Origin of the sequence: Pectobacterium peruviense (assembly GCF_002847345.1) — a bacterium.
In the GTDB taxonomy this organism is placed as follows: domain Bacteria; phylum Pseudomonadota; class Gammaproteobacteria; order Enterobacterales; family Enterobacteriaceae; genus Pectobacterium; species Pectobacterium peruviense.
This window is the reverse complement of record NZ_LXFV01000005.1, coordinates 216,743-230,423: the sequence shown is the minus strand read 5'-3', so window position 1 is coordinate 230,423 and position 13,681 is coordinate 216,743. Positions and strand designations below refer to the sequence as shown.

Sequence of the window (13,681 nt, the reverse complement as noted above, 5' to 3'; positions counted from 1 at the left end):
GGGATAGGCTTTGAGTCGTGCAGCGTTTCTCCTTATGAAGAAAGAAGAGGGTTCCGGCATGCTGATGCCGTTGCGTTATTTTGTGGAAAAGAGACGGGTATGAAAAAGGGGAACCGTGGTTCCCCTGTATCGGATTGCTTGTCAACGTATCTACAGATTAACGCTGCGCTGAGGCGGTCGTTGCCTGCGGAGCGGTATTATCCGTTACGGTCGGTGTCGTTGACAACGGTTGACCCAATGACGCATTCAGCGCTTGCAGATCGGCTTCATTCAGCGTGCCCTGCGCGGATTTGATGTTTAACTGATTGATCAGGTAATCATAACGTGCGCTGGAGAGCTGCTGTTTGGCGTTATACAGCGTGGTGGTGGCATCGAGTACGTCAACGATGGTGCGCGTTCCTACCTGATAACCCGCTTCCATTGCATCCAGAGAGCTTTGTGCAGACACTTCAGCCTGTTTGTAAGCGTTGATGCTGCTGATGGAGGCAGAAATATTGTTAAACGATGAACGTACCGTCTGGATAACAGAACGGTGTGCGCTTTCCAACAGTTCACTAGAGCTGACGTAGCTGTGCTGCGCCTGCTTCACCTGAGAGTTGGTCGCACCACCGCTGTAAAGTGGCAGAGTGAAGTTAATCCCCACTCGATGCTGCCCAGCGTCTGAATCGTTAAACGAGTTACTGTTCTGTGTTCTCGAACCTGAGTAGCGGGTATCGCTCACGCCCGTCGATGCAGTGAGATCCAGCGTTGGCATATAGCCTGTTTCGGCGGAACGAATCTGCTCACGCGCCAAATCCTGACTCAAACGTGCGGATAACAGGTTCAGGTTGCGAGCTTCGGCTTCTTTCAGCAGGTTGTTAACGGCTTCAGGTTTCTGGGTAGAGAAACGTTCGATGTTCAGACCAGCCAATTGCGGGTAGAAATTGCCCGTAATCTGGCGCAGTGATTCCAGCGCATTATCCAGCGTATTACGCGTCAACACTTCATTAGCCAGCACGCTGTCATATTGTGCACGAGCGTTCTGGACGTCGGTAATAGCCACCAAACCTACATTGAAACGCTGTGTCGTTTGATCCAACTGGCGATAAATTGCCTGCTTCTGCGCATTAATGTAGGACAGTGAGTCAATCGCACGCAGCACGTTGAAATAAGCGGTCGCCGTGTTCAGCATCAGATTTTGCTGAGCGGTCTGATAGGTTACGTCTTCAATACCCGCCTGTTTTTCCTGTAACGTCAGCGCACGCCATTTGGACATGTCGAACAGCGTCTGGGTCAGCTGTAGTGTCGCGCTTTTCTCATTGCTATTGACGCCGTTGCTGTCACGGTAACCTTTGTTATAGGTATAACCCGCGTTGATCCCCAACTGTGGTAGTAATGGGCTGCGTGATTCGTTGATTTTTTCAAACGCGGCGTCGCGGGTTGCCGCAGAGCTGCGTAAATCAGGGTTGGTGCTTTTTGCCTGTTGGTAGACCTGTAACAGGTTTTCCGCCTGACTCATGGCGCTAAAGCCACCCAGGCTCAGACCAATAAGAAGAGGGAGCAATTTCTTCATTTGCATTCCTTGTTGTGCAGCAATCTCGCTATGGTAGCGCTGTCTGTAGACGAATAATTGTCGATTCTATCAGAATCTGCCAATAGGATAAGGTAGCTGAACGTGCCATCTTTCAGCGGAGTATGTCCAAATGGTCAGATAAATTGACCCATTGGATGATTCAGCGCGACGTTTTGCTGTTCTGTCAGGCACGAAAAAGTGATGCGATGGGCGAGTATTGCCCCACGTCGCTGACGTCACGCCTAATAAACGTTCAAAAACAATGATGAGTATAATGACAGCGGATTCCGCCATACAATACCGAATTCCATTAATACTTGTTACAGGAGTGCAGCCATGGCGTCTTCCGTATCCGGCTCCGTTACTTTCACCAAAGATGATGTAGAAATTATTGCACGCGAAACGCTGTACGACGGTTTTTTTTCGCTAGAGCGTTATCGCTTCCGTCATCGTCTGTTTAATGGCGGGATGAGTGGTGAGGTGAGCCGTGAAATTTTAGAGCGCGGCCACGCCGTCGTGCTTTTGCCTTACGATCCGGTACGTGATGAAGTGGTATTAATAGAACAGATTCGTATCGCCGCTTATGACACCAGCGCGTCTCCCTGGTTGTTTGAGCTGGTGGCTGGCATGATTGAGCCAGGAGAAAGCCACGAAGACGTAGCGCGGCGTGAAGCAGAGGAAGAAGCTGGATTAAGGGTTGGTCGCTGCCGACCGATAATCAACTATCTTGCCAGCCCCGGTGGCACGAGCGAACGTTTGGCGGTGATGGTGGGTGAAGTAGATACCCGCTTGGCGACAGGGATTCACGGTCTGGCAGAAGAAAATGAAGATATCCGCGTACATGTAGTGAGCCGCGAGCAGAGCTATCAATGGGTTGAGGCGGGGATTGTTGATAACGCGGCGTCTGTCATTGCCTTGCAATGGTTGGCGTTGCACCATGAAGAACTCAAGCGCGCGTGGGTGGGGTGAATTTATGAAACGTTATACACCGGATTTCCCTGCCATGATGAGGCTATGTGAAACCAATTTCATGCAATTACGGCGTTTACTGCCGAAAGTGGATGAAGTCGGTGAAATCGCGGTTTATCACGTCGATAATGCGGTCTACCAACTGACGATTGTTGAATCTACTCGCTATACCTCATTGGTCGAAATTAAGCAGACGGCACCCGCTGTCAGCTATTGGAGCCTGCCAATGATGAGCGTTAGGTTGTATCATGATGCGTTGGTTGCGGAAGTGTGTTCCAGCCAGCAGATCTTTCGTTTCAAAGCACGTTATGATTATCCTAATAAGAAGTTACATCAACGTGACGAAAAGCATCAAATTAATCAGTTTCTTGCTGATTGGCTAAAGTATTGTTTGGCGTATGGTTCGATGTCGATACCGGTTTTTGATACCCAATAGATTTCAACGTGCAGGAAAGTGGCGGTCGAGCCATAAGGGAAACCAACGTATACCCTAAATAATTCGAGTTGCAGGAAGGCGGCGACACAGTGAATCCCCGGGAGCTTACATCAGTAAGTGACTGGGGTGAGCGAGGAAAGCCAACGCACATGCAGCTTGAAGTATGATGGGTATATTCTGCAAGTTGAAAGATGACGGGTAGAGACAGATTTACGTAACCAAGGACACCATTTGGAAAGCCTGTTGACACTGCCTGTGGCGAGTGGCGCCAGAGTCAGGATTTTACAAATAACAGATACCCATCTTTTTGCGGGCGAGCATGAAACCTTGCTGGGTATCAACACCTATCGTAGCTATCACGCTGTGCTGAATGCCATCGAGGCTCGGCAGGATGCGTTTGATTTGATCGTCGCGACGGGCGATTTGGCGCAGGATCATACGCTGCAAGCCTATCACCATTTCTCACGCGGGATTGCGCAGATTCCTGCACCTTGCGTATGGCTTCCGGGTAACCACGATTTCCAACCGGCGATGGTCGACGCGCTGGCTGACGCCGGTATTGCGCCGTCCAAGCATGTGCTGCTGGGCGACAAATGGCAGATTATCCTATTGGACAGCCAGGTGTTCGGCGTCCCGCACGGTGAATTGAGTGAATACCAGCTTGAGTGGCTGGAGCGTAGCCTGAAAAGCCAGCCCGACCGGTTTACGCTATTGCTGCTGCACCACCATCCGCACCCTTCCGGCTGTACCTGGCTCGATCAACACAGCCTGCGTAATGCGCACAATCTCTCTGCGGTGCTGGATCGCTATCCAAAGGTGAACACCGTGCTGTGTGGGCATATTCATCAGGAGATGGATTTTGACTGGCATGGCCGCCGCCTGCTGGCAACGCCATCGACCTGCGTGCAGTTCAAACCACACTGTACCAATTTCACTATTGATAACGTGGCACCGGGATGGCGCTATTTGGACCTGCTGCCGGATGGTCGCCTGGAAACTGAGGTTTACCGCCTATCGGGCAGCGAATTCCTGCCTGACATGGATTCGGACGGTTACTAATGCCAACACTTCTTTATCTGCACGGTTTTAACAGTACGCCTCAGTCGGCGAAAGCGACGGCGCTGAAAACGTGGCTGGCAGAACAGCATCCTGAAATTGACATGGTGATTCCGCAACTTCCTCCTTATCCGACGGAGGCCGCTGAGATGATGGAGTCGTTGATTATGGAACGAGCGGGTCGTCCGGTGGGCATTGTTGGCTCTTCCCTCGGTGGTTATTATGCCACCTGGCTATCCCAGCGTTTTATGCTGCCTGCCGTGGTGGTGAATCCCGCAGTGAAGCCGTTTGAACTGTTGCTGGACCATCTCGGCGAATATCAGAACCCCTACACCGGCGAACAATATGTGCTAGAGTCTCGGCACGTGTACGATCTGAAAGTCATGCAGGTTGACCGACTGGAATCGCCGGATTTGCTCTGGCTGCTATTGCAGACTGGGGATGAGGTTCTGGACTATCGTCAGGCAGTCGCGTATTACACGGCCTGCCGTCAAACTGTGGAATCAGGGGGCAATCATGCCTTTGTTGGATTTGAGCATTTTTTCACACCCATTGTGAATTTTTTAGGGCTCACGACAGACTGAACCGCCGCATATGCATTGAAAAACGAATCGCTAAAAGCGGTTCGTTAAACACCATTCACTGAACTCAAAGAATTAACGCAAACTATGGCTCAATCAAGTTATAACGCTGATGCGATTGAAGTACTCAGCGGACTGGAACCGGTGCGCCGTCGTCCGGGAATGTACACCGATACCACACGTCCTAACCATCTGGGACAAGAGGTCATAGATAACAGCGTTGATGAAGCGCTGGCGGGTCATGCACGCCGTATTGATGTGATTTTGCACGCCGATCAGTCTCTCGAAGTGATTGATGATGGTCGTGGGATGCCGGTGGATATTCACCCAGAGGAGGGTGTGCCCGCCGTTGAGCTGATCCTCTGTCGTTTGCATGCGGGCGGTAAATTTTCCGGTAAAAACTATCAGTTTTCAGGCGGCTTGCACGGCGTAGGGATTTCCGTGGTGAACGCCTTATCTACCCGTGTTGAAGTCACCGTCAAGCGCGATGGTCAGGTCTATGACATCGCTTTTGAAAACGGCGATAAAGTGCAGGAATTGACGGTAACGGGCACCTGCGGACGTCGTAACACCGGTACGCGCGTGCACTTCTGGCCGGATGAGAAATTCTTCGACAGCGCCCGTTTTTCGGTATCTCGTTTGACGCACCTGCTGAAGGCCAAAGCGGTCTTGTGCCCCGGTGTGGAAATCATCTTCAAAGATAAAGTTAACAATACCGAGCAGCGCTGGTGCTATCAGGATGGTCTGAACGACTACCTGTGTGAGGCGATAAATGGCCTAATCACGCTGCCGGAAAAACCGTTTCTTGGCTCGATTAGCGGCGATACGGAAGCCGTAGACTGGGCGCTGCTCTGGCTGCCGGAAGGCGGTGAATTGCTGACGGAAAGCTACGTTAACCTCATCCCGACGCCAATGGGCGGGACGCACGTTAACGGCCTGCGCCAAGGGTTGCTGGATGCGATGCGTGAATTCTGCGAATTCCGCAATATTTTGCCGCGCGGCGTGAAGCTGAGCGCCGATGATATCTGGGAACGCTGCGCTTACGTGCTGTCGGTAAAAATGCAGGAACCGCAGTTTGCCGGGCAGACCAAAGAACGTCTTTCTTCTCGTCAGTGTGCTGCGTTTGTTTCCGGCGTCGTGAAAGATGCTTTCAGCCTGTGGCTGAACCAGAACGTACAGGCTGCGGAGCAACTGGCCGAGCTGGCTATCTCCAGCGCTCAGCGCCGTATGCGTGCTGCCAAAAAAGTAGTGCGTAAAAAGCTGACTAGTGGGCCGGCGTTGCCTGGCAAGCTGGCGGATTGCACTTCGCAGGATCTCAACCGGACGGAGCTGTTTCTGGTGGAAGGGGACTCGGCGGGTGGATCGGCGAAACAGGCGCGTGAACGTGAATTTCAGGCGATCATGCCGCTGAAAGGTAAGATTCTGAATACCTGGGAAGTCTCCTCCGATGAAGTACTAGCTTCGCAGGAAGTGCACGATATTTCGGTGGCGATCGGTATCGATCCCGACAGCACCGATCTCAGCCAACTGCGTTACGGCAAGATCTGTATTCTGGCGGATGCGGACTCCGATGGCTTGCACATCGCGACGCTGCTGTGTGCGCTGTTTGTCCGCCATTTCCGAGCGCTGGTTCAAGGTGGACACGTTTATGTCGCGATGCCGCCATTGTACCGTATCGATCTGGGCAAAGAGGTTTACTACGCGCTAGACGAAGAGGAAAAAGCGGGAGTACTGGAACAGCTTAAGCGCAAGAGAGGCAAGCCTAACGTACAGCGCTTTAAAGGTCTGGGTGAAATGAACCCGCCGCAGCTGCGTGAAACTACGCTGGATCCCAATACTCGCCGTCTGGTGCAGTTGACCATCAGCGACGAGGAGATGGATCAAACGATGGCGATGATGGATATGCTGTTGGCGAAGAAACGCTCGGAAGATCGTCGCAACTGGCTGCAAGAGAAAGGCGATAGGGCGGAGATCGAAGTGTAACGTCACCGAGGTTGAGTTTTATATAACTCAAACTACGGGCGAACGTTAGCCGTCTTTTAAGCAGATCTTGGTTCATTAAATGAAATGATCCAGTGCAAAAATATCATGGGGTTTCCTTCCATCAAGTCGGATGATGGGGGAACCACCCTTGTTGAACCATGTTGATAATCAATACATTGCCTGAATTTCGGGTTTTATCCAGATAGGCCTGCCAATTTTCCCCAATTTTCCCCAATTTTCCAAATACCCTCGGATTTCTCTGAGCACGGTGCCGCATTCAATAAAAAATAGAATTTTTATTGATCTCATCCTCTTGAATTAAAATTAGCCCTCCATTTTTTTACAAAAATCGTGATGCATGTCTCTTTTTATGGCAAGCGTAAATTTTTATTCAATTAATAATGAGATCCAACTCTCATTTCAATCAATTAAATTTGATTCATTCAAATTGGTTTGTAATTTATAAATATATCTTATGAATTTGCCTATACATCACAAGGAAGCGATGATGAAAATAACAATCTGTGATTAATTTTATTGTTAATAATTAGCTAATTTATTTTCATTTAAAAAACGATAAAGTACCTAAATCATGTCATTTATTAGTCAACAAATAATGATCAAGCCTTGCCAGATCGAAGTAAGGGGATTAAACGATAAGACTTATCTGGTTAGCATTCGTATCGCCTCCTATCATTATTTACCTGGCCAATATGTAAAATTAAGCTGTGGGGATGAACTCGAAAGGTACTTTTCTATATCCTCTTGGCATACATTAAAGAATGAAAATGATGAAATAATTATAGAGTTAATCATAGGGTTTAATGAATTATTCTCAGTATCGCACCGAATTATTATCGAAATACAATCCGGAAAAAACGTCTCTGTTTCATTGCCACAGGGTCAGGCACATTGGCGGCAATCTGATTACGGTAACGTATTAATCGTATGTGATACTGGTTATAGTTATGCCAGAGGTATCATCCAATATCTGGCGAAGCATTACAGTGAACAATCCACGTTATTAATTTGGATAAATGATAAATGTGTTAATTATTTCACTGATGATGATGTGAATGATGCTTTTATTTCCAATGAAAAATTTGATCTCAGAATGGTCCAACGTAGTCACGACAGTCGTGATGTTAATTTTATAAATAAAACAATCAAGACAATTAGTTCCTCTCACTTTTCCCAATCCAACTTCTATATCGGAAGCGGTAAAAACTTCTTTAAATTGATACAAAATGAACTTCATGCCCTAGGGGTTAATGAAGACAGAATTATTTCAGACAATTGCTAATAAGGCTGCTGTTATGTTAAAGGAAGACTATTTACGCAGATTGAAAAGTCCGCGACAGGTTTATATTGATTCTAAATTGATATCTGACGTATCTACTGAACCCTCATTCCGAGGGGCAATTGATAGCATTGCTGAATTCTATCAGCTTCAGGAATCGCAGCCGGAATTGTTCTCTTATGAAGAGAATGGCAGAAATTATCACATCAGCACGCTTGCCCCTAAGACTAAAGAGGACTTGGCGAGAAAGAGAAAGAGTTATAAAGCGATTGCTGATTTATCATTTGGGATGCTGGGAAGAACCCCCGACTTCATCAATAGTGCTTTAGCAGCTATGGCCACAAACTCTCATGTGCTGGGGTCTGGTCAATACACTGATTTTTCTAATAATGCAGTTAAATACTATGACAGATGTCGAAATGATAATTTGTTTGTAGGGCATGGGGCAATCAATCCTCAAATTGATAGAGGCATTCAGTTAGGATTACAAGCAAATCAATATTGCGGGGTTCGGTCTATTTCTCATGATTCAAAGGGAATGATTGTCCGCGGCGCTAAAATGATAGTGACTTTGGCTCCTATTGCTGATGAACTCTTAGTATTTAATATGCCCGGACTGATTCCCGGTGACGAAGACTTTGCCCTGGCATTTGCTGTACCCGTCACCGCTCAGGGAGTGAAGCTCATTTGCCGAAAACCTCTGAACCATAATGGTTACAACCTTTTAGATCATCCAATTGCAAATCTCTTTGATGAGTCTGATGCGTATATGGTTTTTGAGGATGTATTTATTCCGTGGAGCGATGTGTTTGTCTTCAGGGATATAGAGAAATCGAATGCATTTTATGATAAGACAAGAATTCGAAACCATAATGGGCATCAGGGAATTGTTAGGGGGCTTGCAAAAGCCGAATTATTGACAGGCGTTGCAATTGAACTGGCTAATAAAATGGGGCTTGGTGGCTTCTTGAACGTCCAGGAACAACTCGGAGAGATGACCTCAAGCTTGGAGTTAGTTCGCGGTGCGATTTTGTTGGCGGAAGAAGATGCAACTTTAGAAAACGAACTTCTAAATCCGAGTATTCACGCTATTCAGGCTATCCGATACCATTTTCCTAAGTGGTATCATCGGATGGTAAATATCATTCAATCTCTTTCTGCAGGTTCAATGCTTGCTGTCCCCCATCATGGGGATTTTGAAAATAACAATGGCCCGGTTCTTAAAGAAGCATTAAGAAATAAAAACATAAGCGCTGAAGATCGGTGTTTCCTCTTGAATTTGGCGTGGGACCTTAGCGGTGATGGTTTTGGACAAAGGCAAATGGTATATGAAAAGTACCATGCAGGTGATCCTATTAGAATAGCTGCAATACATTATTCACATTACCCTAAGGGTGAATTATTTAAGCATCTGGATAATATAAAGAGAATTTATCATGATTCTTTGCGCTAGCTTGGCATATATCAAGCAAGACAAAGTACTGCTGGTTCGTGTTCGGGATAACACGGTGTGGTATTTTCCTGGCGGAAAAATATCCCCAGGAGAGAATCCTAAAGAAACATTAATACGAGAACTGGAAGAGGAACTCGGATTAGTTGTTCCGGCATCTGAATTGACGTTTCTGACCACAGTAACCGGACCAAATCATGATGGTAGCGATAGGGTTCATCTGTCCATTTTTACTATCTCGTTTTTACCGCCTGTCACCCCATGCGCTGAAATCAGTGAATTGGGGTGGTTTTCTCTTTCTGACACGGAGCACATGGCCCCGGCTGTCGTAAAAACGCTCAAGGTTATTAACAATGGCTTATGATACGGCTCAAATTCGAGACCTTTTCGAAAGAGAAAAAATAGACTTATTGATTGGAGCAAGCAGAGAGAATCTCCACTATTTCACGGGATTTTCACCTGTTGTTAAGACATTGAATCCCTATCATGGGCAATGCTATGTATTACTTCATCGGTATGACGTTGGTGCTGTAAGCATTGTGCATTCGATTGGTGAAATCGATCAGATACTTGATGCGGATGTTCCCGTCCAACATGTTCAGCCCTATGGGATATTTTATCGTGAATATGGCGGTCAAATTCGCTTAACGGAAGATGAAACTGAACTTCTGAAGCTTAGCAATATCGAGTTATCTCAGGCATCGCCAGCTGAAGCCTTAGAAAAGCTGATTCGTAAAATACGAGACTATGGTGACATAAATCGCATCGGGTTTGATGAAGATGGTATTCCACTACAGACCTTGGACTATCTTAAAAATAACTTGCCTAGCATCAAATGGATTGGGGTATCTAAGGCTATACGCCATGCGAGAAGGCGTAAAACACCAAACGAAGTCGAGATGCTGACAAAATCAGCTTTGATTAATGAAGCTGCGATTTATGAGACGGTAGAGTTAGTCAGTAGAGGTTCCAGTGAGACTGAAATAGCAAGTTGGTTCAATCAGGCACTTGTGAAGAAAGGGGCTTTTCCTTCCCTGACTATGCTCAAAGTGGGCCGAGCCGCAGTCGGTGGGCAGAGGCGGCAAAATGAAAACTTGTGTCTGGAATCAGGAGATCTTCTTTGGTTTGATTCTGACGCAGTTTATCAAGGCTATTGGTCCGATATTGCTCGTGTATATGCAATCGACCGTGTCGAACCCCTTATACTAAAGCGTTATCAAGCACTGCAAAATGCAATGTTATCGGCGCTTGATTTTATTCGTCCCGGACAAACGGGAAAACAAATTTTTTCTCACATTATGGATGTTGTACACCGTTCCGGTTTTCCTGAGTATCGTCGTCATCATGTTGGGCATGCAATTGGTTTAGAACCCTATGAACTTCCAATATTAAATCCCTCTGACGAAAATATTATACAAGAAGGAATGGTCTTGTCGGTAGAAACACCTTACTACGAGTTTGGAATGGGGGCTTTGCATATAGAAGATCCGCTTTTTGTCGGCGTTTCTTGCAACCATTTTTTAACTTCAAATCCTGCGCCTAATTTTAAAATTATATAAAGGAATATAAATATGTACGCAGTAACTAATGTTAGTGAACTGATTGGGAATACTCCGGTTTTTTCTCTTGAACATCCTTTAGTTCCAAAAAATAAAAAACTTTTTATTAAGCTTGAACAATTTAATCCGAATTTTAGTATAAAAGATCGAACGGCATTGGGATTGATTAACAAAGCATTCGAAAGTGGTAAATTGCGTCCCGGTGGTGCAGTTATTGAATCGACGTCGGGTAATTTGGGGAAATCTCTTGCTATGCTTAGTGCTTGTATGGGGTTTAATCTCATCGTTGTTGTCGATCCGAAAGTGAGTAAGAATTCGCTGAATTGGTTTACCGCTTTTGGTGCCAAGGTGGACGTTGTAAACACTCCCGATGCCTCTGGTGGATATCAAAAGGCCAGAATTGAGAGGGTTAAAGCATTATTGAATCAGCATCCCGGTGCCTATTGGACCAATCAATATGATAATCCTGACAACCCTGATTTTCATGAAACAGTCACAGCAAAAGAATTCCTTGAGGTCCCCGTAGATATGTTGGTTGGTTCCGTGAGTACAGGAGGACATTTCGGCGGGATTACTAAAGGAGTAAAGGCTGTTCACCCTCATGTTAGATTTATGGCATGTGATGTTGCAGGATCGGCTATTTTCGGGAAACCTTTTCATCCTTACTTATTAAACGGGCTGGGATTAAGTTGGCGAGCGGAGAATACTGATCTGGATGTATTTGATTTTCTCCACAGCGTTAGCGATCAAAATGCAATATCATTATGTCGATTGCTTGCAAAAGATGTCGGACTTATGTTGGGGGGATCTTCCGGTGTTGTTATATTTTCAGCATTGATGGCTTTACAGATTCCTGAAATTAATTCGGTCATGGCGATTGCACCAGATTCCGGTGTGAATTATCTCGAGCAATTTTATGATGATTCTTGGCTTGAGGAGAAAAATGTAAAGTTGCTGACGGGTGAACAATTAAAAAATGAAATAAAAATCAGTTTAGATGAATTTCAGGATGAACTGGTAACTGAAAAATGATTCTCGAACTCTGCCGAAAAACCTTACTCCGACTGCCACTAGAAACTGCGCACCATCTTGCCGTTTTTAGCTTAAGCCGTTTTTCATATGAAAACCGGATCGCTATACCAGATGGTGTTTCTCAGACAATCTGGAATAAGAAGTTCGCTCACCCTTTAGGTATCGGCGCGGGGTTTGATAAAGATGCTGAGGTGTATAATGCTCTGGGGAAGCTAGGTTTTAGTTTTGTTGAGGTTGGCTCAATAACGCCGAAAGCCCAGCCAGGTAATCCCCGCCCACGTTTATTTCGTTTAAAAGACATGGGCGCAATAATTAACCGTTATGGCTTTAACTCTAAAGGCATGCTATATGCTCAACAACGTTTAGCGAATAATAAAAAGAACGTTATTCTGGGTGTGAATATTGGAAAGAATAAGGATTCTGTAGACTATCTCGACGATTTCATTTGCGCTGCGGAGGGGCTTATAGACTATGCCGACTATTTAACGATTAACCTGTCTTCGCCTAATACCCCAGGGTTAAGGGATTTACAGCATGCTGAAACCATCGATCCACTGTTAGAGAAACTACATCGGTTAAGGTTGGATAGGGGGATAGATTGCCCGATCCTTATCAAGCTCTCTCCAGATATGGAACCGCATGATGAAGCCAATTTGCTTACTTATCTGGCGGGTTCTTTGGTTGATGGACTCATCGTGAGTAATACAACCGTTAGCAGACATAACTTTTCAATGGTCCCCACACAGTTACAAACGGGTGGGATGTCTGGTAAACCGTTACAGGAAAGATCGCGAGATATGCTTATGAGGGTCTTTAAGGTAATAGGTTACAGCAAACCCATTATAGCTTCAGGTGGTATTGATAGCGGTGCGGAAGCCTATAGACGCCTTTGTTTAGGTGCAAGTCTTTGCCAAATATACACCGCCTTTATCTATGACGGCCCAGCCATTTTGCCGAAGATGCTCTCTGAGATTGAATATCTTATGAGGCAGGATGGATTCCAAACAATTAATCAAGTAATAGGTTCATATTATGAAAAGCACTCAGGATGAGTTTGCACAGTTTTTAATTGATAGTCAGGTAATAGAGTTCGGTGAGTTTACACTTAAGTCAGCTAGGATTAGTCCTTATTTCTTTAATTTTGGGAAGTTATCAAGCGCGAGTCTGTTAAATAAAACGGCTTATTTTTATGCGCGATTCATCATGGAAAATGGTTTAAGCCCTGATATAGTTTTTGGGCCTGCATATAAAGGTATACCGTTGGGGGTGGCGACGGCTTTGGCTTTACAACGTGATTTCGATTATGAAGTTAAGTATTCTTTTAATAGAAAAGAAGTGAAGTCATATGGCGACGGTGGCCTTCTGGTTGGTGAGGCATTGTCAAACGCGAGTGTCATGATCGTTGATGACGTTATCACCTCAGGAATGACAATCGATGACACAATAGAGATAATCCGTTCTCAAGGCGGAAACCCTTTGGCTTATCTTGTTGCATTAGATCGTCAGGAATGTGCTCTGGACGCGGAAAAATCAGCATTACAAGCTGCTAGAGAACGATTGGATTTGACTATTTTTTCCATCACTACTATTCAGCACGTTATCAGTTGTTTGCAGAAACATGGTCAGGCGCAAGAAAAAATCGATGCTATCCAGATCTACCTCAATAAATATGGGGCTAAGTGTTGATATCCTGAAAATGGAAACTAGAATTTACGGTGTCGGATCTGAATGAGTTAAAAGTCGGCGATAATTTTGAGAGTTGA

General features: G+C 45.8%; 13 protein-coding genes. 12 read left to right on the top strand and 1 reads right to left on the bottom strand.

The window, feature by feature from the left end; genetic code table 11:
- Positions 1–157 precede the first annotated feature (157 nt).
- Positions 158–1,552: an outer membrane channel protein TolC gene (tolC, locus tag A0G03_RS05210; protein ID WP_048258387.1), complete on the bottom strand. Its 1,395-nt coding sequence runs from the start codon at positions 1,550–1,552 to the stop codon at positions 158–160.
- Positions 1,553–1,888: 336 nt separating this feature from the next.
- Between tolC and nudF the strand changes: the two genes are divergently transcribed.
- From nudF to pyrE, 12 genes are all read left to right on the top strand, one after another.
- Positions 1,889–2,521 carry an ADP-ribose diphosphatase gene (gene nudF / locus A0G03_RS05205; RefSeq protein WP_048258388.1) on the top strand — a complete coding sequence of 211 codons (633 nt, stop codon included), beginning with the start codon at positions 1,889–1,891 and terminating at the stop codon, positions 2,519–2,521.
- 4 nt (positions 2,522–2,525) lie between these two features.
- Positions 2,526–2,957 (top strand): DUF1249 family protein, encoded by a 432-nt coding sequence (locus tag A0G03_RS05200; RefSeq protein WP_048258389.1) that lies wholly within the window; start codon positions 2,526–2,528, stop codon positions 2,955–2,957.
- Between the two features lie 231 nt (positions 2,958–3,188).
- A complete protein-coding gene (gene cpdA / locus A0G03_RS05190) occupies positions 3,189–4,016 on the top strand; it encodes a 3',5'-cyclic-AMP phosphodiesterase (protein ID WP_048258390.1) in 828 nt (275 codons plus the stop codon).
- Positions 4,016–4,597 carry an esterase YqiA gene (gene yqiA, locus A0G03_RS05185; protein WP_048258391.1) on the top strand — a complete coding sequence of 194 codons (582 nt, stop codon included), beginning with the start codon at positions 4,016–4,018 and terminating at the stop codon, positions 4,595–4,597. The genes cpdA and yqiA overlap by 1 nt, the downstream gene beginning before the upstream one ends.
- An 84-nt stretch (positions 4,598–4,681) precedes the next feature.
- Positions 4,682–6,577, top strand: a complete 1,896-nt coding sequence (parE, locus tag A0G03_RS05180; protein ID WP_048258392.1) for a DNA topoisomerase IV subunit B — start codon at positions 4,682–4,684, stop codon at positions 6,575–6,577.
- Positions 6,578–7,169: 592 nt separating this feature from the next.
- Positions 7,170–7,880 (top strand): hypothetical protein, encoded by a 711-nt coding sequence (locus A0G03_RS05175; RefSeq protein ID WP_048258393.1) that lies wholly within the window; start codon positions 7,170–7,172, stop codon positions 7,878–7,880.
- Positions 7,849–9,330, top strand: coding sequence for a 4-hydroxyphenylacetate 3-hydroxylase family protein (locus A0G03_RS05170; RefSeq protein WP_053075279.1), 1,482 nt, complete (start codon positions 7,849–7,851; stop codon positions 9,328–9,330). The genes A0G03_RS05175 and A0G03_RS05170 overlap by 32 nt, the downstream gene beginning before the upstream one ends.
- Positions 9,314–9,691 (top strand): NUDIX hydrolase, encoded by a 378-nt coding sequence (locus tag A0G03_RS05165; protein ID WP_048258394.1) that lies wholly within the window; start codon positions 9,314–9,316, stop codon positions 9,689–9,691. Before A0G03_RS05170 ends, A0G03_RS05165 begins: the two co-directional genes overlap by 17 nt.
- Positions 9,681–10,886 (top strand): M24 family metallopeptidase, encoded by a 1,206-nt coding sequence (locus tag A0G03_RS05160; RefSeq protein ID WP_048258395.1) that lies wholly within the window; start codon positions 9,681–9,683, stop codon positions 10,884–10,886. The genes A0G03_RS05165 and A0G03_RS05160 overlap by 11 nt, the downstream gene beginning before the upstream one ends.
- A 12-nt stretch (positions 10,887–10,898) precedes the next feature.
- Entirely contained in the window at positions 10,899–11,918 is a 1,020-nt protein-coding gene (locus A0G03_RS05155; RefSeq protein ID WP_048258396.1) for a pyridoxal-phosphate dependent enzyme, read from the top strand.
- Positions 11,915–12,970 (top strand): quinone-dependent dihydroorotate dehydrogenase, encoded by a 1,056-nt coding sequence (locus A0G03_RS05150; RefSeq protein ID WP_048258397.1) that lies wholly within the window; start codon positions 11,915–11,917, stop codon positions 12,968–12,970. Before A0G03_RS05155 ends, A0G03_RS05150 begins: the two co-directional genes overlap by 4 nt.
- Positions 12,951–13,604, top strand: a complete 654-nt coding sequence (pyrE, locus tag A0G03_RS05145; RefSeq protein WP_048258398.1) for an orotate phosphoribosyltransferase — start codon at positions 12,951–12,953, stop codon at positions 13,602–13,604. The genes A0G03_RS05150 and pyrE overlap by 20 nt, the downstream gene beginning before the upstream one ends.
- Positions 13,605–13,681 lie beyond the last annotated feature (77 nt).

Bases quoted from the DNA above. Each gene is read 5' to 3' on its own strand.
- tolC (WP_048258387.1), bottom strand. From the start codon at position 1,552: ATGAAGAAATTGCTCCCTCTTCTTATTGGTCTGAGCCTGGGTGGCTTT.
- nudF (WP_048258388.1), top strand. From the start codon at position 1,889: ATGGCGTCTTCCGTATCCGGCTCCGTTACTTTCACCAAAGATGATGTA.
- A0G03_RS05200 (WP_048258389.1), top strand. From the start codon at position 2,526: ATGAAACGTTATACACCGGATTTCCCTGCCATGATGAGGCTATGTGAA.
- yqiA (WP_048258391.1), top strand. From the start codon at position 4,016: ATGCCAACACTTCTTTATCTGCACGGTTTTAACAGTACGCCTCAGTCG.
- parE (WP_048258392.1), top strand. From the start codon at position 4,682: ATGGCTCAATCAAGTTATAACGCTGATGCGATTGAAGTACTCAGCGGA.
- A0G03_RS05175 (WP_048258393.1), top strand. From the start codon at position 7,170: ATGTCATTTATTAGTCAACAAATAATGATCAAGCCTTGCCAGATCGAA.
- A0G03_RS05170 (WP_053075279.1), top strand. From the start codon at position 7,849: ATGAAGACAGAATTATTTCAGACAATTGCTAATAAGGCTGCTGTTATG.
- A0G03_RS05165 (WP_048258394.1), top strand. From the start codon at position 9,314: ATGATTCTTTGCGCTAGCTTGGCATATATCAAGCAAGACAAAGTACTG.
- A0G03_RS05160 (WP_048258395.1), top strand. From the start codon at position 9,681: ATGGCTTATGATACGGCTCAAATTCGAGACCTTTTCGAAAGAGAAAAA.
- A0G03_RS05155 (WP_048258396.1), top strand. From the start codon at position 10,899: ATGTACGCAGTAACTAATGTTAGTGAACTGATTGGGAATACTCCGGTT.
- A0G03_RS05150 (WP_048258397.1), top strand. From the start codon at position 11,915: ATGATTCTCGAACTCTGCCGAAAAACCTTACTCCGACTGCCACTAGAA.
- pyrE (WP_048258398.1), top strand. From the start codon at position 12,951: ATGAAAAGCACTCAGGATGAGTTTGCACAGTTTTTAATTGATAGTCAG.